Annotated in this window: 18 protein-coding genes; 2 read left to right on the top strand and 16 right to left on the bottom strand. The window is 66.9% G+C overall.

The window, feature by feature from the left end; all coding sequences use genetic code 11:
• Together BM150_RS06385 and BM150_RS06380 are read right to left on the bottom strand one after the other, a co-directional pair.
• Nucleotides 1–357, bottom strand: a 357-nt coding sequence (locus BM150_RS06385; RefSeq protein WP_281243657.1) for an S-adenosylmethionine synthetase N-terminal domain-containing protein, incomplete at its 3' end; no start/stop codon positions are given.
• Between the two features lie 66 nt (nt 358–423).
• Complete coding sequence (locus BM150_RS06380) at nt 424–2,121, bottom strand: glycine/sarcosine N-methyltransferase (RefSeq protein WP_092925115.1); 1,698 nt, start codon at nt 2,119–2,121, stop codon at nt 424–426.
• A gap of 1,199 nt (nt 2,122–3,320) precedes the next feature.
• On the opposite strand from BM150_RS06380, the gene BM150_RS06375 reads away from it, so the two are divergent.
• Together BM150_RS06375 and BM150_RS06370 are read left to right on the top strand one after the other, a co-directional pair.
• On the top strand, nt 3,321–5,177 hold the full coding sequence (locus BM150_RS06375) for a glycoside hydrolase family 2 protein (protein WP_092924961.1): 1,857 nt from the start codon (nt 3,321–3,323) through the stop codon (nt 5,175–5,177).
• Between the two features lie 121 nt (nt 5,178–5,298).
• A complete protein-coding gene (locus BM150_RS06370; protein WP_092924959.1) occupies nt 5,299–6,369 on the top strand; it encodes an aldose 1-epimerase family protein in 1,071 nt (356 codons plus the stop codon).
• A 98-nt stretch (nt 6,370–6,467) separates the two neighbouring features.
• On the opposite strand, the gene BM150_RS06365 is transcribed toward BM150_RS06370, so the two are convergent.
• The 14 genes from BM150_RS06365 to BM150_RS06300 form a co-directional block, all read right to left on the bottom strand.
• The gene (locus tag BM150_RS06365; RefSeq protein ID WP_092924957.1) at nt 6,468–7,136 is read right to left on the bottom strand and encodes a LuxR C-terminal-related transcriptional regulator; all 669 of its coding nucleotides are present in this window, start codon (nt 7,134–7,136) and stop codon (nt 6,468–6,470) included.
• Between the two features lie 265 nt (nt 7,137–7,401).
• The gene (locus BM150_RS06360) at nt 7,402–8,532 is read right to left on the bottom strand and encodes a glycosyltransferase family 4 protein (protein ID WP_092924955.1); all 1,131 of its coding nucleotides are present in this window, start codon (nt 8,530–8,532) and stop codon (nt 7,402–7,404) included.
• Nucleotides 8,533–8,537: 5 nt separating this feature from the next.
• Nucleotides 8,538–9,224: a response regulator transcription factor gene (locus BM150_RS06355; RefSeq protein WP_092924953.1), complete on the bottom strand. Its 687-nt coding sequence runs from the start codon at nt 9,222–9,224 to the stop codon at nt 8,538–8,540.
• A 138-nt stretch (nt 9,225–9,362) separates the two neighbouring features.
• Nucleotides 9,363–10,769: a glycosyltransferase family 2 protein gene (locus BM150_RS06350; protein ID WP_092924951.1), complete on the bottom strand. Its 1,407-nt coding sequence runs from the start codon at nt 10,767–10,769 to the stop codon at nt 9,363–9,365.
• A 42-nt stretch (nt 10,770–10,811) separates the two neighbouring features.
• On the bottom strand, nt 10,812–11,960 hold the full coding sequence (locus tag BM150_RS06345) for a glycosyl hydrolase family 18 protein (RefSeq protein ID WP_092924949.1): 1,149 nt from the start codon (nt 11,958–11,960) through the stop codon (nt 10,812–10,814).
• 21 nt (nt 11,961–11,981) lie between these two features.
• Nucleotides 11,982–12,986: an NAD-dependent epimerase/dehydratase family protein gene (locus BM150_RS06340; RefSeq protein ID WP_092924947.1), complete on the bottom strand. Its 1,005-nt coding sequence runs from the start codon at nt 12,984–12,986 to the stop codon at nt 11,982–11,984.
• Complete coding sequence (locus BM150_RS06335) at nt 12,983–14,134, bottom strand: glycosyltransferase (protein WP_245755299.1); 1,152 nt, start codon at nt 14,132–14,134, stop codon at nt 12,983–12,985. The genes BM150_RS06340 and BM150_RS06335 overlap by 4 nt, the downstream gene beginning before the upstream one ends.
• A complete protein-coding gene (locus BM150_RS06330; RefSeq protein ID WP_092924943.1) occupies nt 14,134–15,588 on the bottom strand; it encodes a sugar transferase in 1,455 nt (484 codons plus the stop codon). The genes BM150_RS06335 and BM150_RS06330 overlap by 1 nt, the downstream gene beginning before the upstream one ends.
• On the bottom strand, nt 15,585–16,814 hold the full coding sequence (locus BM150_RS06325) for an NAD(P)-binding domain-containing protein (RefSeq protein WP_092924941.1): 1,230 nt from the start codon (nt 16,812–16,814) through the stop codon (nt 15,585–15,587). Before BM150_RS06325 ends, BM150_RS06330 begins: the two co-directional genes overlap by 4 nt.
• 12 nt (nt 16,815–16,826) lie before the next feature.
• Nucleotides 16,827–18,182, bottom strand: coding sequence for a carboxylate--amine ligase (locus BM150_RS06320; protein WP_217641389.1), 1,356 nt, complete (start codon nt 18,180–18,182; stop codon nt 16,827–16,829).
• Between the two features lie 11 nt (nt 18,183–18,193).
• Nucleotides 18,194–19,618 (bottom strand): nucleotide sugar dehydrogenase, encoded by a 1,425-nt coding sequence (locus BM150_RS06315; RefSeq protein ID WP_175496706.1) that lies wholly within the window; start codon nt 19,616–19,618, stop codon nt 18,194–18,196.
• 104 nt (nt 19,619–19,722) lie between these two features.
• On the bottom strand, nt 19,723–20,463 hold the full coding sequence (locus tag BM150_RS06310) for a polysaccharide deacetylase family protein (RefSeq protein WP_092924939.1): 741 nt from the start codon (nt 20,461–20,463) through the stop codon (nt 19,723–19,725).
• 90 nt (nt 20,464–20,553) lie between these two features.
• Nucleotides 20,554–21,588 (bottom strand): thiamine pyrophosphate-dependent enzyme, encoded by a 1,035-nt coding sequence (locus tag BM150_RS06305; protein WP_092925111.1) that lies wholly within the window; start codon nt 21,586–21,588, stop codon nt 20,554–20,556.
• Between the two features lie 23 nt (nt 21,589–21,611).
• Entirely contained in the window at nt 21,612–23,528 is a 1,917-nt protein-coding gene (locus BM150_RS06300) for a 2-oxoacid:acceptor oxidoreductase subunit alpha (protein ID WP_092924937.1), read from the bottom strand.
• Between the last annotated feature and the right edge of the window lie 748 nt (nt 23,529–24,276).

Raw genomic sequence — 24,276 nt, 5'->3', positions numbered from 1 at the left:
GATGACACCCTCGACACGGGACTCGTGCGCACTGTCGACACCCTGACCGATGTCCGGCGACTGCGCGTCGATCGAGACGTTGATGCCGCAGGAATTGCCGTCGAAGCCCTTGGCCGAGTTGTCGTACCCGATCTCCAGGACCTTCTCCCGCACGATCGCGGGCAGATCCACGTCGGCGGCGGTGGTGACCTCACCGGCCAGGTGTACCTGACCCGTGGTGATCATGGTCTCCATGGCCACACGCGAGCGCGGGTCCTGCGCCAGCATCGCGTCCAGGATCGCGTCACTGATCGAGTCGGCCATCTTGTCCGGGTGGCCCTCGGTCACGGACTCACTGGTAAACAACCTGCGGTTCATCTCAGTCACGGCTGATCTTCACCTCACTGCTTGTTGCTTCGATTATTCTTCGTACTCGACGGCCTGTCATGCCTTGGCGTGGATGATGCCCCAGGCAAGGTTCCCGCCATTTCCGCCCTGCACCCAGTTGCGCAGGCCGGTCTTCATGCGAGTCCGGTATTCCTCGCCGATGAAGTCGGCGAGTTCGTTCTCCCGGCTTTCCAGAACTTCCAGCACCCGGCCGTAGTGCAGCGGCAGGTACTCGCTGAGGTCCTCGAACTCGACGTTCTGCAGCCCGAGCCTGGTCAGCTCCTTGCGGTAGAAGCCGGGGGACCCGAGCGAGTCCAGGTGCAGCCGGTCCAGGATCGGCCCGAGAGCGCTCTTCTCGGCCGAGTCGGCGGCCATCGGGTCGGTGAACAGCACCGAGCCCTTGGGCTTGAGGACCCTGGAGATCTCCTCCATCACCCTGGTGCGGTCACCGCTGTGCAGGAAGGAGTCCTGCGACCAGACGATGTCGAAGGCATTGTCCTGGTAGGGAATGTCCTCGAACGAGCCGTCGGCCACCTCGATGAGGTGATCGAGCCCCTCGGCACGGCTGATCTCGCGGTTACGCTGGTTCTCCACCTCGCTGAGGTTGAGGCAGGTCACCTTGCAGCCGTAGGTGCGTGCCAGGTAGCGGGCGGCACCGCCGTAGCCGGCACCCAGGTCCAGGATGGTGGTGTTGGCGTCGATGTCGACCTTGCTCGCCATCCGCTGGACAGTGCGCTCGCTCGCCGCGGCGATGTCCTCCTGCGGGGTCTGGTAGAGACCGACGTGGATGTCGTTGCCTCCCCAGACGTGGTAGTAGAAGTTGTCCGCGTCCTCGGAGTTGTAGTAGTCCCGCGCGGTGTGGACCGCGTTGGAGTACATGTCCAGGAACTCGTCCTCGGTGCGGTAGTTCTTCTCCGCCACGTGGATGAAGAAGTCCGGCTCCGTGTCACCGTAGGTTTCCTGAAAGTCACCGTAGGTGTCAATACGCTGGAAACCGACCTCACGCATGAGCCGCCGGACGTAGTCCTTCCGCAGCGGGTACATGTTCAGGAAGAATTCGGACTTGTCCGGGAACGTGTACTTGAACCGCGCCAGACCGTCGTCGATGTGGTCCGGCTCGGCGGAAACGTCCTCACCGGCGTAGTAATAGGTGTGCTTACTGGAGAAGCCGGTGTCCAGAATGGAATCGTAGTTACGCTGGTCGATGATCAGAACACCGTCGTGCTTGAGCATCGCGTAGAACTCCGCCAGCGTCTTGCGGCGGTCCCGCTCCGAGAAGAGGTGGGTAAACGAGTTACCCAGGCAGATGATCGCGTCGTATTCACCGTGCACGTCGCGGTTGAGCCAGCGCCAGTCCGCGTTGACCACACGCAGAATGTGACCACCGTACTCCAGTCCGTTACTGAAGGCCTTGGCCAGCATCTGCGGACTGCCGTCCGCGCTGACGGTCTCAAAACCCTCTTCGAGCAGCCGGACCGAGTGGAAACCGGTCCCGGTCGCTGCGTCCAGCACGGTCTTGACACCACGGGCACGCAATTGATCGATGAAGAAGGTTCCCTCGCTCTCGTAGCGGGCCTTCCAATCGATCAGATCGTCCCACTTGTCGACGAATCCACCGACATACTCTTGAGTGTAGTGATCAGTGTCGCGTACTTCCAACGGATTGTCGCCGAACGCCTGCTCCTCGAGGTGCACCGAGTCCTGGTCGTTCGACCCCTGGTCACCACGTGCAAGATCGTCCACGCTCTTGGTCATACTCAGCTCCCACTCGCGTTGGTCAAGCGCCACTGCATCGCTCGGAACCACGGTGAATTCACCGCCCCGAGCCTTCACGGGCGCGCCGGGGCACCTCACAAGGGGCACACCGCACCGGTGCGGGCAGCCAACTGGCGGGCCGCGCACTGGCACCGGTCAGCACACTCGGTCGGCACCTTTGCCGCCCGATCCCGACGCAGATTCCGTACGCCGAGAACCCAACTTATTCGCATTCACGAAAAATGCAAGCACATTCAGCTGTGACCCTAATCATAGAAATAGGATGATCGCGTGATTCGCACAGTTACCCTAAGTAAAAAAATAGGCCGTCACCAGGGAGAATTTAGTTTTCCGCGCCAGGGGTCACGATCCGGCAAAGGCAATCAAGCTAAAGATGCAGTACAATGCGCGTGCGCCGCATACCACAACGGGGACGAATAGTGCAACCGTACGATCCGATGAAATGGACAACGCGGCGGCGGTGCCGCACTGATTCTTTATTCGCCTGTGCCCCTTCCATCGAAGGGGGGACCCCGGATGTTACGCCCCACCTCCACCCGGGGTGTGATACCCCACTCTTCCGCGACGAAGACGCTGTTGGTCCAGGTCAACACCACTTCTCGACGAGAAGAATGATCAATGACTCACAAACCCGTCGACAGCCCCTCGCGAGATCCGCGAAATCGACCCTTTTCCCACTTTATTATTGTCGACAATCATTCTAATCGATTGTGCTGGATTCCTGCTCCGCCGTTCGGAGGCCAATCGCTCGGGGCCGCGGATCCGGGAGGCCCACCCCCGCCCGGCTGAGCGGCGCCCCGAGTCGGTCGTCCCTTCGAACCGCACGAGCCGCCCACCCCTCCGGAGAGCCGCGCCCCGCCGCGTCCAGGCTTCGCGGCGGCCGGGTGCCGGTGTGGCCCGGCATGGATCGTCGCCGTCCGCCCGGCGCGTCTGCCGGATGACACGCGAACGACCTCGCAAACTGACACTGTGCCGCCATTCGAGTTCACAGCGTTGCACCGGACGGAGCAATCTCGTGCACCGATGTTGACGTGAAATGTGTTCTGGCTCATTAATGTTTGTTAGTGGTGATTTAAGTCCGCTTGTGTTGCTCTTTGTTGTTGCATGTGCCTCCGAAATGGAGGTTCCGACGCTCTCAACACGGATGAGGATCGCCCGACACCGTGTGAGGAGGATCGATGCAGTCACGACCACCGCGTCGTGTGACGGCCAGGCACCTGGGTGTGCTCTCGATGGCCGCCGCGTTGGCGTTGGGTGCCGCTCCGGCGGCGGCAGCTCATCCCGTCAAGCACAGGTCACCGGCTGAAGCACCACTGACCACGCCGTGGACGGATCAGGTGGGACCGGACAACGCACTCCCCGAGTATCCGCGCCCCCAGCTGAAACGCGAGCGCTGGCAGCACCTGAACGGTGAATGGGAGTACGCGGGCGGTGCCAGCCCTCCGGACCGGAACCAACAGGAGCTGGGCGAACGGATCCTGGTCCCCTACCCGGTCGAGTCCGCGCTGTCCGGCATCCAGCGGCACGACGACCACATGCTCTACCGCCGCGACTTCCGGGTACCGGCCCACTGGCGGGGCGACGAGCTGCTGTTGCACTTCGGGGCCGTGGACCAGGAGGCGACGGTCTGGGTCAACGGCGAGCGAGTCGGTTCCCACCAGGGTGGTTACACCTCGTTCACGGTCGACGTGACCGACGCGCTGCGGCCGGGAGCACGGCAACGAGTGACCGTGGCTGCCACGGACACCAACGAACGGGGGCAGTACCCCGTCGGCAAGCAGACCGACGATCCCGGCGGGATCTTCTACACGGGTTCCTCCGGCATCTGGCAGACCGTGTGGCTGGAGCCGGTATCGCGGACACACCTGACGGAGCTGAACATCACACCGCGTCTCGCGGCGGAGACGTTCCAGCTGGAACCCGAGATCCGCGGCTCCCGGGCCGCGAGCGTGGAAACGGTGGTATCGCGCCCGGAGGGCGGGGTGGTCTCCCGGACCACCACGGAAGCGGGCTCGACCGTGCGGGCGCCGGTGCCGAACCCGCGAACGTGGAGTCCCGACGATCCGTACCTCTACGACCTGACCGTGCGCCTGTTGGACGCCGACGGCCGTGAACTGGACCGCGTCGCCGGCTACGCGGGGATGCGTTCGATCGGGCTGGTCGAGGACTCGCGGGGCAGACAACGAATCGCCCTCAACGGGAAGATCCTGTTCCAGCAGGGGATGCTCGACCAGGGCTTCTGGCCGGACGGGCTGCACACCCCGCCCACCGACGAGGCGATGCGTCACGACATAGCGCAGGCCAAGCGGATGGGTTTCAACATGCTCCGCAAGCACATCAAGGTCGCCCCGAAGCGCTGGTACTACTGGGCCGACCGGTTGGGCATGCTGGTCTGGCAGGACATGCCCTCCCTGACTGCCCGAACCGGCGGCACCAACGGCGTGCCCTCGGAGGAGGCCCGGACGAAGTTCGAGGCCGAGACCACCGCCGTGGTCGATCAGCTCGACAGCGTGACCTCGCTGGTGACCTGGGTGCCGTTCAACGAGGGGTGGGGTGAGTTCGACACCGCCCGCATCACGGAGCGGATCCAGCGGCAGGACCCCAGCAGGCTCGTGAACGCCGCCAGCGGCGTGAACTGCTGTAACTCGTTGCCGGACACGGGAGCGGGCGACCTCTACGACGATCACACCTACGTGGGGCCGGGCACCCCGGAGGCCACCGCCGAACGAGCGGCGGTAGACGGCGAGTACGGCGGCCTCGGACTGGTCGAGCAGGGGCACCTCTGGCCGGGCCGGCCGGGAGCCTACGAGATGACCGACACTCGGGCCGAACTCACCGAGCGCTACGGCCAGCTCAGCGACGACCTGATCAGCGCGATCGAGCGGAACGGCCTGTCGGCCGCGGTCTACACCCAGGTCTCGGACGTGGAGAACGAGGTCAACGGTCTGATGACCTACGACAGGAGGATCACCAAGCCGGACGTCTCCTCGATCCGGGCGGACAACGAGGCGATCATCGAAGCTGGCAGCCCGTGAGCTCCTCGTGTTCCGGCCGGGTGGGCGGAACCTCGCGTTCCCCCACCCGGCGCTCTCCGACAGAGGATCCCGAGAACCCGCTCGGAGAACCCCCACAGGCTTCGACAAGAAGGGAGCTCCCATGACCGATGCCGGACCGACGAGGAGTGGCTGGAGCAGGCGCGGCGCGTTGACCACTCTCACCGCGACGAGCGCGGCCGCGGCGCTGGGCGGCAGAGCCGCCGCGCGATCTTCCGGAGGCGGACACCACGTGCCCGGCCACGGTGGTGGGGAACAGAGCGCGAACGGCAGGCTCTACGAGATCCGCTCGGGGCAGCACCGTGCGCTCGTGGGAGGGGTGGCGGCGACCCTGCTCTCCTGGCGAGTGGCGGGAGAGGAGATGCTGCTGACCCATCCCGCGGACGAGGTGGGCGAGGGCTTCCAGGGCAAAACGATCCTGCCCTGGCCCAATCGGATCGACCGGGGAACCTACGAGTTCAACGGTGAGCGGTTGCGGGTTCCGATCAACGAGCCCTCGAGGCAGGCGGCACTGCACGGCCTGATGAACTTCGTGGAGTGGGAACCGGTGCGGCACCGAGCCGACAGCGTGTCGCTGCGGTACCTGTTGCACCCGCAGTACGGCTATCCCTTCCGCATGGGGTTCCTGGTGGAGTACAGCGTCGACCACCACGGTGTGCGGTGCACGTTGACCGCCGAGAACACGGGCGATCACGAAGCACCCGTGGGATGGGCGAATCACACCTACATCGCCGCCGGGACGGGTGGTACCGACAGCATGGAGCTCCGGTTGCCCGCGGCGACCTACTACCGCACCAACGAACGGCTCATCCCGACGGGCACCGCCTCGGTCGCGGGAACCGAGTACGACTTCCGGAGCGGCAGGACCATCGGTTCGACCAGTATGGACACGGCCTTCAAGGATCTGGCGCGGAACCGGCGCGGCCACGCGACCGTACGATTCGGGCGCACCGACGGACCCGACGTACTGCTGTGGGTGGACGAGTCCTACGGCTACCTACAGGTCTACACCGACGACGCTCCCAGCGAACAGCGCCCGCAGCCGGCCCGCTCGGGAATCACGGTGGAACCGAACACCTGCCCGCCGAACGCGTTCGTGACCGGCGAGGCCGTGCGAGTGCTGCGTCCCGGTGAGCGACACACCGGGACGTGGGGCCTGCTGGTACCCCGGTGAAGGCGGTGCTTCCGGCACGAGCGGTCGGCCCGCGCCGGAAGCACCCGGCTCACCCGCATCACCGCTTCCGCGCGGAAGCGGTGATGGACGAAGTCCGGTCAGCTCGCCTCGTCCTCGTCAGGAGGTTCCAGCAGACTGTGCCGCACCGCGAAGGTGGCGGCTTCCAGCCTGGAGTGCACACCCAGTTTGCCCAGCAACGCCTGCACGTGGGTGCGTACCGTCGTACTCGAGACTCCCAGCTGCTTGGCCATGGTCGTGGTACGAGCACCCGAGACGAGCAGGCGCAGGCAGTCCTGCTCCCGGGGTGTCAACGACATCCGCGGCGATGCGCGGTCGCGGTTGTTCGGCAGGCTGACACTGGTGCGACGGCTGTCGGGGAAACGGGGCAGGCGGGTGACCGGTTCCCCGGCCGCGGCCTTTCCCACGGCCTCCACCAGGGCGGTCAGTCCACACATCTTGGTGACGTAACCGATGGCCCCCTCCCGCATCGCGCGGCGCATACCATCCGCGTCGGAGTCAGCGGTGAGCAGCAGCACCCGCATTCGTGATCCTCCGGCGGCCGTGATCTCGTCCAGGCGGTTCAGGGAGTCGCCATCGGTGAAGAACCTCTCCAGCACGCACACGTCGGGTTTGTTGCGACGCACGCTGCGTACGGTCTCGGTGATGCTGTGCGCGGTGTCCAGCACGTTGAGTCCCCGCTGTGGGAGCACCGTCACCAGTGCCTCCACGAACACCGTGTGATTGTCCCCCAGCACCAGGTCAGCCATTGTTTCCCCCTCGTGGTCAGCCGTGATCCCGCCGGAACCCGTTCGCGGTGCACCACGGGTCCCGGCCGCACGCTCACGGCCTCGACAAGCCGATGTGGACACGTCCCCTACGCTTCCACCGGCGTTTCAGTGCGGCCTGGATCGGGCGGCCCCACCGCCGACTCGGGTTCGAAAGAGCACCACAGTCGCCACACTGGTGTTATACCCGCTGCGGACTATACGCGCACGCTCTGTCGTTGTTCGAATTCGTTACGTAGTAAACGATTCATCTACCCCGGTAAACGGATCCCAGCTCGCGGGTGACCGCCGCGATGCCGAACCGCTCGCCGTCGACACCGCGGTTACCAGCACTTCCCATGCGGACCCGTTCGGCCGGGTCCTCCAGTAGGTCGGAGATCGCTCCGGCCAACAGATCGGGGCGACGTGGCGGAACCAGCACCCCGTTGTGTCCTGTCACGACGAGGTCCGGGACAGCGTTGACCGCCGTGGCAACGACGGGGAGACCACACAGCATGGCCTCGATCACCGCCAACGGCAGCCCTTCGTACCTGCTGGGCAGGGCGAACACGTCGAAGGCTGGCAGCAGCTCGGCGACATCCGAACGATGCCCCGCGAACACGAAACGGTCACCGAGCCGGTCCCGTGCCAGACGTTCGAGCCGGTTCCGCAGCTCCCCCTCGCCGAGCCAGACACCACAAACATCCGTTCGGGGCAGCCGGGCCAGTGCGTCGACGAGGTCCTCCGGCGCCTTTTGATAGGTCAGCCTCCCGACAGCACCGACGACCAGCCGGTCGTCGGGGATGCGAAGCGCACGACGGGCTCGGCGTCGGCTCTCGGCGTCCGCGCGGGGGGAATCCAGCGAAACGGGAACGCCGACGGCGCGGATCCGGTCGGGGGCCGCCAGCCCGAGCCGCGTCGCCTCGTTCGCGACCTCGCCCCCCACGCACAGCACATCGTCGGTGAGTCGGCCGAGCAGCCGTTCCACCGCCGCGTAGCAGAGTCGCAGCCAGCGCGCCTGAAACCGGTGGAACGGGAATCCGTGGTACGTGTGGACCACTCGCGGCACCGCTGAGAACCGGGCGGCCACCCGCCCGAGCGCCCCGGCCTTGGCGGTGTGGGTGTGCACGACGTCGAACCCCGCCCGGGCGAACAACGCGGTCAACCGGAACAGCGCGACGAGATCCCACCACGGGACGATCGGCTTGCGCAGCGCCGGTTCCACCACGACGTCGAGTCCGGCCCGTTCCGCGTGCCTCACCAGTTCCCCGTCGCTGCCGGTGACGAGGGTGACCGGCCAGGAGTCGGCATGTTGCGCGAGTGCGCAGCGCAGGGCCACCAATCCGGCCCCGCCTTCCAACCGCGTGATGACGGTGGCTACCCGTGGGTGCTCGCGCATCTCGTCTACCGCGGCAGAGCACGCACGGTGGTTGCCGGGAGTGCGGGTGTCTCTCGCCCGGAACTCGCGAGCATGGCCGCCTCGAGTTGGGTGTGCACGTTGAGCTTGGTGAGGATGCCGCGAGTGTGCTTGCGAACCGTCTGCACCGAGATGAAGAGTTCGGCGGCTATCTGCCGACCGCGTTTGCCCTCCGCCATGACGGCCAGCACTTGGCGCTCGCGCACGCTGAGGACGGCGAGCGGATCATCGCCGGTCCCGGGGGACCCGGCCTCCTGCCGCAACGCGCACAGCACCTCAGCGAGCACTTCAGGGGGGTACCAGGCGTGTCCGCGGCCGACCAGCCGGATGACCTCGACGAGTTCGGTGATGCCACGCTCCTTGGGCAGCCAGGCGGCCGCGCCGGCACGCGCGGCACGCACCGCCGAGTCCGAATCGAGGGTCGAGCTCAGCATCACCACCCGCGCGTCGGGACACGCTTCTTCGAGTCTTCGTAGCACTTCGTGCACGCGATTTCGCAATATCGCGATATCGACGACAGCGACGTCGGGCCAGGCGATTCGTGCCCGGTCGAGCAGATCCGTCTCGCTCGGATACGCGCTGTCGGACACCCAGAGGTCCGACTCGGTGGACAGGTACTGCGAGAGAGTCTCGACGAACATGCGTTGTTCGTCCACGAGCAACAGGCGGAGCATGTTCCCCCCAGGACACGGCCGGCGCGGTTACCTCCCGTACCGGCGAATTCTGCAGTAGTCACACAGGACGCGCAGCACGAGGGGATCGCGCCGTTCCATGGGAGCGCGAGACGTTCTCCGAGCAGAACGACGTGATGTTCACGCTCCTGAACCACTGGATGTGGTGACATCGGTCCCGACCGAAGGGTTCGGCTCCACCGGCGATGGCGCGGGAGCACGCCGTCCCGGACTCCGCCACCGTCCCGTCGACCTGGTCAGCCATGCCAGCGGGAGGGTGTACAGCGACAGGGCGGCATCCAGTATCCGCAGGAACAGGAAGAAGGCGCCGAACACGAGAAAACGTGGTTTGCGAAGCGCCAGAGTCACCAGCAGGGTCAGGGACAGGTCCACTACCACCACGGCCAGCAGCAACGAGAACAGGCTGACGTAGCCCGACACCGCGTCGTGCAGTGGTCCCAGCACGACGAGATCTGCCGTGCCGGGGAAGAGCAGCGGCAACAGCAGCAGCAGGAGGACGAGCGGCAACGCGACCATCAACAGACTGCTGGTGAGCAATTCGGTCAACAGCAGCAACAGCATGCAGGTGAACAGATTGGTCCTGGGGCGATGTCGGCGTACGGTCTGCCACAGCCCCAGCGCCCAGCGCTTGGTCTGCCGGACGTAGTCGCGAAGGTTGTCCGGATCCTGTGTCACTGCCACCGCGGCGGGCGTGAAGCCGACCTTGCCGAGCCGTTTCTGATACACCTCGAAGGTCATGTTGAAGTCCTCGATGACCAGACCGGGTGGATTCATCTCGATGTGGGGCAGCACCTCGGTGCGGTACATACTGGCGAAGCCGGGAACGATGTGTGTGGCGTTGCACCGCAGCCAGGTCTGACCGAACTTGAGCAGATACTGGCTCAGCGCGTAGATCCGCTGCCGGTGGGACACCAGCAACCTGCCCAGTGGAGAGATCCCGCCGCGATCCCAGTCGGTTCGTACGAAGCCTGCGACCGCGGCGACCCGCGGATCGCCGAACAACGGCAGGGCCGCCCGGAAGTAGTTCCTGTCGAGCCGGGTGTCGGCGTCCAGCAGCAGTACGGCCGGATAGTGTTCGACGAGGCGGAACCGCTCGATCGCCTGCTGCAGTGCGCCCGCCTTCCCCACGTTGCTCCAGGTGCTGATCACGTTCACGCCCGCCCGTTCGGCGAGTTCGACGGTTCGGTCAGTGGAGCCGTCCGAAACCACGTACACGTTCTCGCGTGGCACGAGCTCGGTCACCGAATCCAAACTGTCGTTGATCACGAGCTCCTCGTTGTGGGCGGCCATGAGCACTGCCACCCGATCGGTGCCGAAGGGAGGATCGCCAGCCGCTCCCCGTCCGAGATCGACGTCACCGGGAAAGCAGCCGGAGCCGCGACGCGAGAGCGGTGGTCGGATCCGGCGCGCCACGCGGTCGTAGGACGCGGCAAAGCTCGTAGTGAGCATCCGGAGCAGTCCCATGCTCCCCCAGAGCACGAAATTCGCCCCGAAGATCAGCACGGCCACAAGCCACCACGGAATCAACTGGCCACCTCCTCAACACCCGAACCACCGCGTGGACGGACGTCATCGGCGTGCGCGAGCGGAACGACGGGCCACGGGAAAGGTCTGGCGCAGTCGCGGCCAGGTGGCGGGATCGGCCGGGCCGTACATCCACAGGTAGACACCACCGATGCCGGACCGGTCCGCCACTTCGAGCTTGGCGTGCGAACTGGCCGCGTTCTCGAACCACACCTCGTGCCGGGTGCCGTCCGTGTCGGTGTAGCGGAACCACGGAGTACGGCTGTCCTCGTCGAACCGGATCCGCACGTCGTGCCGCCGCGCGATTCGAGTGGCCTCGCCCCAGGTCACCGGCTGCCCCTTGCCCTGTGACCAGTCGTATCCGTAGAGCGGTATCCCCAGCACTATCTTCTCGGGCGGTATGGTGCCGCGTGCGTAGTCGAGCACGTCTCGTATCCAGTCGACCGGCGCCACCGGCCCGGGCGGCGAGGTCGACCAGTGCCGGTCGTACCCCATCAGACGCACCTGGTCCGCGGCACGCCCGATGGCCGCGTAGTCCTGCGCGACGTTGCGTTCGTCGTAACCACGTCGGCTGGCCTTGGCGAACACCGCCACCGACAGTGTTCTGTCGTGGGCGTGCAGCGCGTCCGCCAACTCCCGGACCAGCGTGCTGAACTCGTCGCGGTCCTCGGCCTTGAGATCCTCGTAGTCGATGTCGATACCGGCGTAGTCGTTGGAAAGCACCAGGTCGACGATCTCCCGTACGTGCTGTCGCCTGCGCTGCGGATCGTGCAGGATCGGAGCAACCGAGTCGTAGGACCAGGCACCGTGGGTCATGTTCGCCACGCTGGGGGTGAACCGCAGTTCGGTCCTCCGCAGCGAATTCAGGGCCTCACGGGTCCGCCCGGCTCGGTCCGAGGGGATCTGGCTGACCACGTGCCCCTCGGGATCGAGCCCGTACATCCAGGGCGAGACCTCGGTGAACCCTTCGGTGTGCCGCATCAGCTCCGAGGTCCCACCCTCGAAGTTCCAGAACGGCAGGGCGGCGACCACCTCACCGGATCCGGCCGTAGGGCGTGGAGCGGGATCGCGTCGCACCGAAAGCACGACCAGTATCAGCGCCAGGCACAACACCGCCACACCTCCGACCAGGGCGATGCGCCGTACCCTGGATCCGAGCACGGTGAACCGCCCGGTTACGGGCTTCCCACGCATGAGCACACCCCCAACCGCGCGTCAGCCGGTGTCGACACGACCCGACCTGGCGGTGACGCCCTCCCCGGCGCGGGTGTGCTCGTCGACGACCGATCTGATGATCGAATCCAGATCGTGGACCGGCCGGAAACCGACCAGCTCCCGCGCCAGCGAACAGTCGGGCACACGCCGCGACATGTCCTCGTAACCGGAGCCGTACACGGCCTCGTAGGGGCTGTGCACGATATCGCTCGGGGAGCCGGTGGTGGCTATCACCCGGTGCGCGAGTTCCTCGATCGACACCTGCTCGGTACTGCCGAGGTTGACCGCACGACCACGTGCCGAGTCACTGTGCACCAGCGAGACCAGCGCGGGAACCACGTCGTCCACATGGCAGAAACAACGAATCTGCTCGCCGCTCCCGAACACCGTGAGCGGGTGTCCGCGAAGCGCCATCGACACGAAACGGGGCAGCACCATGCCGTAACGACCGCTCTGTCCGGGCCCGACGGTGTTGAACAGACGCACGATGACCGCCCACAGCCCCTGTTCGTCCACGAAGGACCTGGTCATGCTCTCGTCGACGGCCTTGGCCTCCGAATAGGACCACCGCGACTTCAACGGCGATCCGACTACCCTGTCGTCGTCCTCGGTGAGGCCGATCTTGTCGTTCTTGCCGTAGATCTCGCTGGTGGAGGCGATCAGCACCCGGCTGCCGTGCCGGTGGGCCGCCTCCAGCACGTGGTGTGTGCCGTGGATGTTGGTGAGCAGGCTTTCCAGCGTGCGGTCTCGGATGACGAAGGCCCCGACGGCGGCGGCCAGGTGGAACACCACGTCACAGCCGGCCGTGGCCCGCTCCACGGTCTCCCCGTCCACAACGCTGCCCGGAACCGGGCACAGCCGTTCTTGATCGGCCACCCCGGCGAGATTGTCCCAGTCCCCGGTGCTGCCGTCGTCCAGCGCGACGACGGTGTGTCCCGCCGCGAGCAGATACCGAACCAGGTGTGATCCCACGAAACCCGCGGCCCCGGTGACGAGTGCCCTCATGGGTTCACCCCCGAACTCGCGGGGTCGCCGACAGTGCCCTGCTGCCGAACACGCCGTCCGTCACGACGACCGCTCAGCAGCTCGTCGTAGAGCTGGTCGATCCGCTCGGTCACGGCGTCCATCCCGTACAGCTCCCGCAGCTCGGGAACCTGGGCGCGTGGCCGAGCGGCTGACAGCTCCGCACGCAGCGCGGACCGCAGATCCTCGACCTCTCCCGCCACCTCGATCGCGCGGTCGGTGCTGACCCCGTCCAGTGCCGGGCAGGTGGTGTAGAGCACCACGAGCCCGTTGGCCAGAGCCTCCAGCACCGACAGCCCGAACGTCTCCTGCTTGGAGCAGGCGACGAAGAGGTCCAGCGCCGACAGCACGGACGCCACGTCACTTCGCTTGCCCGCGAAGACCACCTTGTCGGAGACCCCGTTGGCTTCCGCGAGTTCCTCCAGCCGTTGCCGGTCCGGACCGTCGCCCACCAGCAACAGCCTGGTGTCCTCGTCCAGCAACGGAGTGGCGGACTCTATGAGCAGGTCGAACCGTTTGTTCGGGTCGAGCCTGCCGAGCACTCCGACCACCCGGTGCCGCTCGGAGAGTCCGAGTTCGTTCCTGGTGCGTGCGCGGGCGTCCGCATCGAAGGCGACCCTGTCGAAGTCGACACCGTTCGGAATGACACGCACCTTGCGCGCGGGCAGACCCCACCGACGCAACCGGGCGGCCACGGTGTCCGACACCGCTATGGTGGTGTCGGAGAACAGATCACTGGCCAGGTAGAGCAGCCGCACCCCCGCGCTCATGCGTCTGCGCTCGAGGTGGGTTTCGCCGATGGAGTGCTCGCTGGCGACGACCACGGGAACGCCCGCGAGTCGCGCCGCTGTCCGGCCGTAGACGCAGGAACGGTAGAGATGCGTGTGCACGGCGTCGAACCCGCCGGAACGCATCAGGGAACGGAGCCGGAACAACGCGCCCAACTCGGTGTTGCTGGTCATGCCGAGATCGTGCACCGGAATTCCGGCCCCGGAGATCATGTTCGCGACCTCGCCCGCGTTGTACAGGGTCACGACCTCGCATTCGTGTCTGCTACGGCGTACCAACTCGTAAAGCTGCAGTTCTGCTCCGCCGATCCCCAGTCCGGTGATCACGTGTAGGACTCGCACTATTGCCCCCTCTGCCGGTCGCGGCGCGACCCGATGAGTCCCGTGAGCACGACTCCGGCCGTGCGCACGAGAATCACCAGGTCCAACCAAGGTGACCAGTACTCGATGTACTGGTTGTCGAAACGGGCCCGCTCGACGATCGAGGTGTCACCGTGCAACCCGTGCACCTGTGCCCAGCCGGTGAGCCCTCCCACGACGCGATGCCGGTCGGAGTAGCTCGGTATCGCCGCCGCGAAGCGCACCGCGTAGTACGGCCGCTCGGGACGTGGCCCGACCAGGGAAATGCCACCTCGTAGTACGTTCCAGAGCTGCGGTAACTCGTCGAGGTGATTGCCGCGCAGCCAACCACCCAGCTTTCCGCACTGCCCCGGTGTCGGTGTCCACCCCGTATGCCCGGTCGGGTTGACGGTGCGGAGTTTGGTGACGCTGGTAAGAGCTCCGGCCGCGGTGATCCGCTCCTGCCGGAAGAACGCCGCGGGGTTCCGGCAACGCACGGCGATGCTCAGCAGCAGCAGCACCGGCAGCGTCAACAGCGACAGCACCGGGGCGAGCAGCAGATCGAGGGTTCGTTTGGCGAAACTCCCGCCGAGGGCGTGTGCGCCGCGGCGGAGCGGCAGCAGCGGTATCCCCCACACTTCGTCCAGCGACGCCCGTGACGCGGCCAGCCCCAGCCCGGGCATCCGGGGAAGCACGCAGATGTCCAGCGCCGAGCTCCGGCACCGGCGCACCACACCGGTGATCTCGGGGATCCGCTCGTCGGTGCAGCACAGCACCACCCGGGTGACGCGGTGGCGTCGAACGACCTCGGCCAGCTCTTCCGGGCGGGACAGCACGTCCCGCCCCACCTCCTCCGCCGGGCCGGGGTGATCGAGAAACCCTACGAACCGCAGGCCGAGTTCACGGCGCCGCGTCATGGCGCGGGCCAGCTCCGTCGCGATCTCGTTGCGTCCGACGATCACCACGGATTCGAACAGCCTTCCCCGGCTACGGGCGCTACGGAGCACGAACACGGTCACCGACCTGCCGAACAGCAGCGCCGCCGCGGAGCAGGCTCCCAGCAGCAGCACACGGGATACCGGTAACCAGGCGAACAACGCCAGCAGCGGCAGACCGGCGGCGGTCAGCAGGCTTCCGGCGTCGTCGGAGATCCTGCTGCGCAGTGGGAGACGTTGGGTCCCCCGAGCGGCCAGCGACAGCAGCACCGCGGGTACGTAGAGCAACGCCGCTGGGCCCGGCAATCGCAGCACGATCGCCACCGCACCGAGCACGAGCAGATCGACCGCCGGAAACAGCCGCGGTAGCAGCGAGGGCGTCCAGCTCGCGGGCAGCGGCGAGTCGGTCCCGAGGGCCCCGGTGAGTCCCGCCGACTCACCGGGTCGCCGCGTCTCCCCCGGTCCCGCCGCTCGTGGAGCGGGCACCGCCCGGTGCCGATCGCGCACCGGTTGCCAATTCATCTACCCACCCCCGGCAGGGCGAACGCGCGGCGCTCCCTGGCTGGTGAGATCCGGCCGGTGACGGCGCGAGCGGCGTGGTCGGCACCGTAGACGAACCGCATCACCGGACCGAACGTCGGGGTGACGGCGGGTCCGATGAAGTACAGTCCCGGCACTGTGGACTGGTACCCGGGATCGACACGCGGTGCCCGGTCCAGCGTTCCCACCCTGCCGCGCAGCTCGGGGCTGATGAAGGGCAACCGCCCGAGGTCGGGTCGATAGCCGGTGGCACTGATGATGTGATCCAGCGTGAGCGTGGTGGTCTCGCCGCCTCGGCGCAATCCCAGCCTCAACCGGTCCCCGGTGGGATCGGCCCAGTCCAACTGGCGGTCCAGCAGCATCGGGATGCGTCCGTCCACGCGTTCCCGCAACCACCAAGCACCGGCGGGCCCCATCGCGGTACGGGCCAGCCGCACCCGAGTGCTCACCGGCAGCCTGCGGAACAGGTCGGGGTGTTCGGAATAGAACCAGGTCGCCCAGCCCGAACCGAGTCCCGCTTCGGGTTCGCGGAGTCTGCGGCGCAGCGATTTGTCGTCGGTGGGTGGTAGACCGTTCCACACGATGTCACTGGCTCGGGCGATGATCCGGACCGAAGCCCCGGACTCCCGCAACAGCGCGGCGGTCTCCAGTGCGGACTGTCCGGAGCCGACAACGGCCACCTCGCGGTCGCGGAAGACCCCGAGGTCCACGTGAGCACTGCTGTGGGAGGCCAGGTGAGCGGGCAGCTGGGCGAGCACGTCGGGAACCCGGGCGAAGTGCTCGACGCCGGTGGCTATCACGACGTTTCGGGCGGTGGCGCTCCTGCCGTCGGTCAGCTCCAGTTCGTAGTGGCCCCCGGCGCTACGAACGTCCTCGACCAGCACCTGCTCCACGTCGGGAGTGTGGTGGCGCTCGAACCACGCACCGTATTCCAGAAAGGTCTCCAGCGAGACCGGGATTCCGATATCGGCGTAGGCCCGTCCGGTCTCGCGGCAGAACTTTTCGAGCGTGTGGCTGGCATGGGGATCGGAGAGGTTGGAGGCGAATCCCTGCGATTTGAGGTACATCCCCCGAGGCATGGCGGTACGCCACAGGTTGAGCGGAACTCCGAACTGTCTGTGGCTCACTCCGGCGGCTCGCAGGTGGGCCGCCAACGACAGGCCGTAGGGACCGGCTCCGACAATGGCGACGTCGACTGTTTCGTTCATCGCTGGACCCCCTCAACTCGGAACTGAAGTACTCGACTCGTTCGACTCGTTCACCGTGGGCGAGCCCCGACGGGAGCCCGCTCGTCCGGGACGGAACTCGGGTGCGCGCGCCCGTTGCGGCCGACGCGACACCGGAATCCGACGTGACAGCGCTCGCCATCCCATCCGCAGACACATCAGCCCGAACGGAGCGAGGTCGTCCCGTGCGAACCATGCGGTTTCCTCGGCGCCACGCAGCGAGGTGATCCACTCCCGGAGACCGAGACGACCACCGCGCCACCCTCCGAACGCCGCCAGCGGGTCGTAGTTCTCCACCACGAAACGACGCTCGGGACCGTGCGCTATGCGTGGAACACGCTGTCCGGTCAGGTCCAGATAGGCCGTCACCGCGAGGTCCAGCCCGGCGCGGTCGCTGAAAAGCCGGAACTGAGCGCCCAGTCTGGGGTTGCAGTCGAGTAGTTTGTAGTGGCCGTCCCTGGGATCCCAACGCCAGTCCATGTCCACGAGACCGCGGAAACCGGTACGGCGCAGCAGTTCGACGGCTTGTCGCCCGAGCTCGTGGTTGGCCACCCAGCGACCGAAACTGGTCAGTCCCGCCGCGGCCGGATAGGAGCGTTCCTTGACCCCGGTGCACACCGGACTCTGTGCCGGATCGTCACCCAGATACCCGTGGAGGAACCAGTCCTGACCACGTCCCGGCGTCGTCGCCTGGGGCAGGAACTCCTGCAACACGATCGGCTGCCCCGCGGCGCGATGCAGTTCCGCGAGTTGATTCGGGGTGCTCACCACGCTTGTGCTGGGAACGCGGTGGCCGTCGCGGCGCCAGGGGGTGGCCAGCTTGGCGATCAGTGGATAACCGACCGAGGCCGCGAACGCACGGGCTCTCGGCCAGGTGGTGACCGTCTCGGTTCGGGGAGCGGGAACTCCGTGATCCCGGCAGAGCCGGTACAGCGAATCCTTGCCCGCCAGTTTTCGCGGCAGCTCGGTGGGAGGGCTGGGGAACAACAACCACGGATGCAGTCCGGCCGCGTGTTCGGCCAGCAGGATGGCCCCCGCGTCGTCGGTCGGCAACACGACCGTGGGCCGTCCGAGCCGTTCGACGATCCGTGCCAGCCCGTCCACGACGTCGAGTTCGGTGCCCTCCCCGGCACGCCATCGCCAGTGGCCGTACAGGTAGCGGGAGTGGGCGGTGGGAACGAGCGGGTCCTCGCAGACCCCGTAGACCGGCACCCCCAGCCTGCCCAGACCGCGGATGATCCCCAGACCCCCGTGGTGCAGCGGGTTGTCGTCCAATTTGAGGACCACCACTGGTGTGGCGGTGTCGAACACCCCCGCGGCGGGCGACGGTGTGTTTCGTGAACCGAGCACGGCACACCTCCTCACACGAGCCTGCGATGCGGCGCGTGATCGAACCGGTAGGTGGCGTCGAGCACCAGCGGGAAGCGGCCGACCCAGCGGTAGTCGAACTCCGGATGGGGCGTGTGCACCAGCACGAGATCCCACTGTCCGTCGGCGGGGCTGAGCTCGCTGGCCAGCTCGGTGCTCTCGGAGAGCCGGACTCGCGGAACCAACGGATCGTAGTAACCGATCTCGGCCCCCAGTTCCGCGAGCCCGGACAGAATGGGCAGTGCCGGCGACTCCCGCAAGTCGGCCACGCCCGCCTTGTAGCTGACCCCTACCAGCAGAACGCGGGCCCTCTCGGGGGTGATCCCGGCCTCGTCGAGCAGTTCGGCGACCCGCGCCACCACCTGTTGCGGACGGTCACGAATCACACGCATCACCTGCTCCAGCAGCGGAGCGGACACTCCCTGGGAGCGCAGCTGCCACAGCAGGTAGTAGGGGTCGCAGGGAATGCAGTGTCCCCCCACACCGGGGCCGGGGAACCCACCCAGAAACCCGTAGGGTTTGGTGCCCGCGGCCAGTGTGACCTCGATGGGATCCAGCTCGAGGTGCCGGCACACCTCGGCGAACTCGTTGGCCAACGCCAGCGTGACCGCGCGGAATATGTTCTCGTACAACTTGGTCAGCTCGGCGGCTTCCGGGGAACTGACCAGGAACACCGAGTCGGTCACCTGGTTGATCACGTCAGCCGCCCGCACCGAACAGCTCTCGGTGACCCCGCCCACGACACGCGGCGTGTCCTGCTGCCGGTGATCCGGATTTCCCGGATCGATCCGTTCGGCGCTGAACGCCACGTGGACGTCCCTGCCCGGCAGCAACTCACGTCGCCGCAGGGGTTCGACCAGCAGCTCACGCGTGGTGCCCACATAAGTCGTGGAGGTCAGGATCAGGGTTTGGCCCGGACGGGCGTGCGATGCCACCTCGGTACAGGCCGCCCGCAGCGCGGCCAGCTCGGGAGTGCCGTCCTCACGCACCGGTGTGGGAACGCATATGACTATCACCTCCGCCTCGGCGATGGCTCCGCTGTCGGAGGTGAGTCGGATCCCTCCCGTGCCGAGCGCGTGCCGCAGCGCCTCCCGGTCGGATTCGGCCAACTCGACGTCGCCGTCCAGTATGGTGCGCAACCGCTCGCCGCTGGTGTCCACTCCGATCACGTCGATTCGTTTGGAGTGGAACTCCACAGCGGTCGGCAGCCCCACGTAGCCCAATCCCACCACCGCCACCCCGGCGGGAGCGGAACCGGCGAGTCCGTCTTCGCCGTCCCCGAGCGGCGAATGAGTCACCAACCGATCGTTGAATTCGTACTCCCGGCCGTTGACCGCCAGCGAGAGCGGAAGTTCCCCCACGATTCCTCCCAGGATCGACGGTGCGGTATCACTGCCGATGCCGTTCGACCATGCCATCGGCGGGACCCCGCGTTCCTCATCCGCAGTGGGGAAAAGCGTCTACCCACCCGGCAGGAGGGATTTCCGCCACCACTCGACGGGACGCCGCACCGGACTCGCCGTCAACGGCTCGGGCGCAGCCGGGCGCGCCACCGCTTGGCCTCCAGCCGCGGCCCGTTGTCACGGTCACCGACGTGGATTCGTGGTATGGCGAATCCACAGGCGAGCGAACCCGGCCGAACGGCGCAGGCGTAGGTGTAACCGGCCTCGTGGACCTCGCGCATCGTGTTCCGGTCGAGGTCACCGTAGGGATAGCAGAAACCCTCGATCGGGTGATTAAGTAACTCCGTGAGCTCGGAACGGCTGCGGTGCACCTCCTCGGCCATCTCGGCACGGGAGAGCGCGGACAGCGGGCGGTGCAGCAGACCGTGCGAGCCGATCTCCATCCCCAGTTCGGCGGCGCGGTGGATCTGCTCGGCGCTCATCAGGGACTTGCGTGGGCCGTCGCCGTCCCACGCGTTGTGCCCGTCGATCCGTCGGGCGAGCACGAACACGGTCGCGGTGAAACCGTGTTCACGCAGCGCGCTCACCACGGTGGTGTCGAAGTCGGCGTAGCCGTCGTCGAAGGTGAGCCCGATGAGCCCACGCGCGAGTCCCTGCCGGTGCGCGCGGAGCAGCTGCCCCACCCCCACACCGGTCCAGCCGCGCAGGCGGAGCCAACGCAGCTGCCGCAGGAAACGCTCGGGGCGAACCGTCACCCGGTAAGGGTCAGTCGCGTACTCCTGCACGGAGTGATACATCAGCACCGGCGGCATGTCACCCGACAACCGCTGAGCAGTGCCTGTCGTTTCCGAGCCGATCATCGTCCTCCCCCGCGACGGGCACTCGTGCGGGGTCGACGATAATCGGCGACCCGCCCCGACGGATCCGTCAAGGCGGGTATCGCGCCTACCTCAGATTGTCCAGGTGTCGCGGCCGGTGAGCAGCTGCTGCAGGTCGGCGGGACGCTGTCGGGCCGCGTCGTCGAGCTGCTGCCTGGCCTGGTCGTCGTAGGTGGGTCGGTCGACGGCGCGGAAGACACCGGTGACCGTCGGATCGAGGTCCTGCCCGCCGAGCCGGGACAGTGCGAAGGCGTGACCGGTGTCCTCGCGGTGCGCGTCGTGGATCACGAGGTCGCGCTCGTCGATCTCGTCGAGCTTGGCCACCCGCAGCTCGCCCCGCTCATCACGGACCACCCCGAACCTCTCGTCCTCGGGACCGAACGTGACGGGCTCACCGTGACGCAGCTGGATCAGCCTGCGCTGCTTTTCGTCGGAGTCCTTGAGCACGTCGAACGCGCCGTCGTTGAAGATGGGGCAGTTCTGGTAGATCTCCACCAGCGACGAGCCGCGGTGGGCCGCCGCCGCCCGCAGCGTCTCGGTCAGGTGTGCGCGGTCGGAGTCCAGGGTGCGGGCCACGAACCCGGCCTCGGCCCCCAGCGCCAACGACACCGGGTTGAACGGGGTGTCCACCGAACCGACCGGGGTGGACTTGGTGACCGTGCCCTGGTCCGAGGTGGGTGAGTACTGCCCCTTGGTCAACCCGTAGATCCGGTTGTTGAACAACAACACGGTGATGTTGACGTTGCGCCGCAGCGCGTGGATCAGGTGGTTACCACCGATGGACAGGCCGTCGCCGTCGCCGGTGACCACCCACACCGACAGATCGGGCCGCGTGGTCGCCAGCCCGGTGGCGATCGTCGGTGCCCTGCCGTGGATCGAGTGCATCCCGTAGGTGTTCATGTAGTACGGGAAGCGGGCGGAGCAGCCGATACCGGACACGAACACGGTGTTCTCCCGCTTGATGCCCAGCTCGGGCAAAAAGCCGCGCACCGCCGCCAGCACCGCGTAGTCACCACAGCCGGGGCACCAGCGGACCTCCTGGTCACTGGTGAAGTCCTTGGCGGAGTACTCCTCGTCGGTGGTGGGCACCTCGGCCAGGCCACCCATCGTGGGCAGTCCCAGATTCGTCGTCACAGCTCGACTCCCTGAACCACATCGGACAGCACGTTTTCCAACTCCTCGGCCTGGAACGGCAAGCCCGCCACTTTGGTGTAGGACTGAGCGTCCACCAGGTACCGCGATCGCAGCAACATCGCCAACTGCCCCATGTTCATCTCGGGCACCACGACTCGCTCGTAGCGCCGGAGTACCTCGCCGAGGTTGCCCGGCATGGGGTTGAGATGGCGCAGGTGTGTCTGCGCGATCGACATTCCGCGCGCTCGCAGCCTGCGGCAGGCCGCACCGATCGGCCCGTAGGACGAACCCCATCCCAGCACCAGCACCCGCGCGTCACCGCCGGGATCATCCACCTCGACGTCGTCCACCTCGATGCCGTCGATCCTGCGTTGCCGCAGCCGCACCATCGCGTCGTGATTGTCCGGGTCGTAGGAGATGCTGCCCTTGCCGTCCAGCTTCTCCAACCCGCCGACGCGGTGCTCCAGACCGGCCGTACCGGGGATGGCCCACTGCCGGGCGAGGGTCCGCGGGTCGCGCAGATACGGCCAGAACTCCTCGGAACCGTCGGTTGCGTTCGCCTCGGTCGCGAAGTCGACCCGCAGGTCGGGAAGGTTCGCCACGTCGGGGATCATCCAGGGTTCGGAGCCGTTGGCAGTGGCCCCGTCCGACAGCAGCAGCACAGGGGTGCGGTAGGTCAACGCGATCCGTACGGCGTCGACGGCGATGTCGAAGCAGTCCGCCGGTGAACGCGGCGCCAACACCGGCACCGGGGACTCCCCGTTGCGGCCGTACAGCGCCTGCAACAGATCGGCCTGTTCGGTCTTGGTGGGCAACCCGGTCGACGGCCCGCCACGCTGGATGTCGCAGATCAGCATCGGCAGCTCCAGGGCCACCGCCAGTCCGATCGTCTCCGACTTCAGCGCCAGCCCCGGTCCGGAGGTGGTGGTCACGCCGAGCGAACCACCGAAGGCGGCCCCCAACGCGGCCCCCACGCCCGCGATCTCGTCCTCGGCCTGGAAGGTCGTCACACCGAAGTTCTTGTGCTTGGCCATCTCGTGCAGCACGTCAGAGGCGGGCGTGATCGGGTAGCTGCCCAAAAACACCGGGAGTTCGCTGCGCTGCCCGGCCGCCACGAGACCGTAGGACAGCGCGAGGTTGCCGGTGACCTGCCGGTAGGTCCCCTCGGGCAGGCTGGCGGGCTCGACCTCGTAGGTCACCGCGAACGACTCGGTGGTCTCCCCGTAGTTCCACCCAGCCCGGAACGCGAGCAGATTCGCCTCGGCCACCTGCGGTTTGCCGGAGAACTTCTCACGCAGGAAGCGCTCGGTGTTCTCGGTGGGACGGTGATACATCCACGACAGCAGCCCGAGCGCGAACATGTTCTTGCAGCGCTCCGCCTCCTTGCGGGTCAGCCCCGTCTCGGCAACCGCCCCCTTGGTCAGCTCGCTCATCGCCACCCGGTGCAGCGTGAACCGGTCGAGTTCACCGGACTCCAGCGGAGACTGCTCGTAGCCCACCTTCTTCAGGTTGCGCTTGGTGAACTCGTCGGTGTTGACCACCACGGTCGCGCCGTGCGGAAGATCGCCGAGATTGGCCTTGAGCGCGGCCGGGTTCATCGCCACCAGCACGTCCGGCCGGTCACCGGGCGTGAGAATGTCGTAGTCGGCGAAGTGCAGTTGAAAGCTCGACACTCCGGGGAGGGTTCCCGCTGGTGCCCTGATCTCGGCCGGGTAGTTCGGCAAGGTCGCCAGGTCGTTGCCGAACGCGGCGGCTTCCGAGGTGAAGCGGTCGCCGGTCAACTGCATACCGTCACCGGAGTCCCCGGCGAACCGGATCACGACGCGGTTCACCTTGCGCTGCGTGTCCGGCTGCTGTTCGTCAGCCCCGGCTCCCGCTCGCTCAGCGGGTTGTTGCCCGTTCGTCGCCACCACTTGACCAGTTCCCTTTCACCGTGCGAGGAAGCCCCCATCGCGGAATGGGCGACTCGTCCACCGCCGCTGTTCGTACCGTGAGCCGCGTCCGGCGATCAAGTCGCAACCCGTCCGCAGCATACTCGTGGCACAACGAACTCGGCAGTCATCGCATTCCGTTTTCCGGGAAACTCCGTTCCGTGCGGCACGGGAGGAAGCGCGGTCGACGACGGAAACGAGAATCGCCATGACCGATTCGAACACCTCCCACAACAGTGAAAACCGCCACGACGGGCGCGGGGCACGTGGCGAGCACCCGCGCGGCGACGGTCGAGCGAGGTGGGCAGGGTGGCGCATCTCCGGAACGCCGATCGTGAGCACGGCATCACCACTGCGCATCCCACAACCAGCCCCACGGCAGCGGTTCCGCGTCCCGGCGGCAACGTGTCCCGAGCCGCACGTCGGATCCGTGAGCACGGCAGGAACGGCTCGACACGGTCCCGGCGTGCGCCTCGAGCCCGATCACGCGAGCGGATGCCTGCCCGGTGGCGGGCGACCCGTTCCACCCGTGCATTCGAAACGGGGACACCCATTCCGGACGACACCTGATCGGCGGCGCGATTTCGCATTACTCGACCGAAAAAATAAATGTGATTTACACCATATCGAACGGCGGGGTTTTTCCGCGGTCACGGGCGGCGGCCACAACACCCGCGACCACGGCGCTCGGGCTTGCCCACATCGGTGCGGGGAAACCGGTGTCCTCGCG

Source organism: Actinopolyspora alba (genome assembly GCF_900112765.1).
In the GTDB taxonomy this organism is placed as follows: Bacteria; Actinomycetota; Actinomycetes; order Mycobacteriales; family Pseudonocardiaceae; genus Actinopolyspora; species Actinopolyspora alba.
This window is presented reverse-complemented; position numbering and strand designations above follow the sequence as displayed.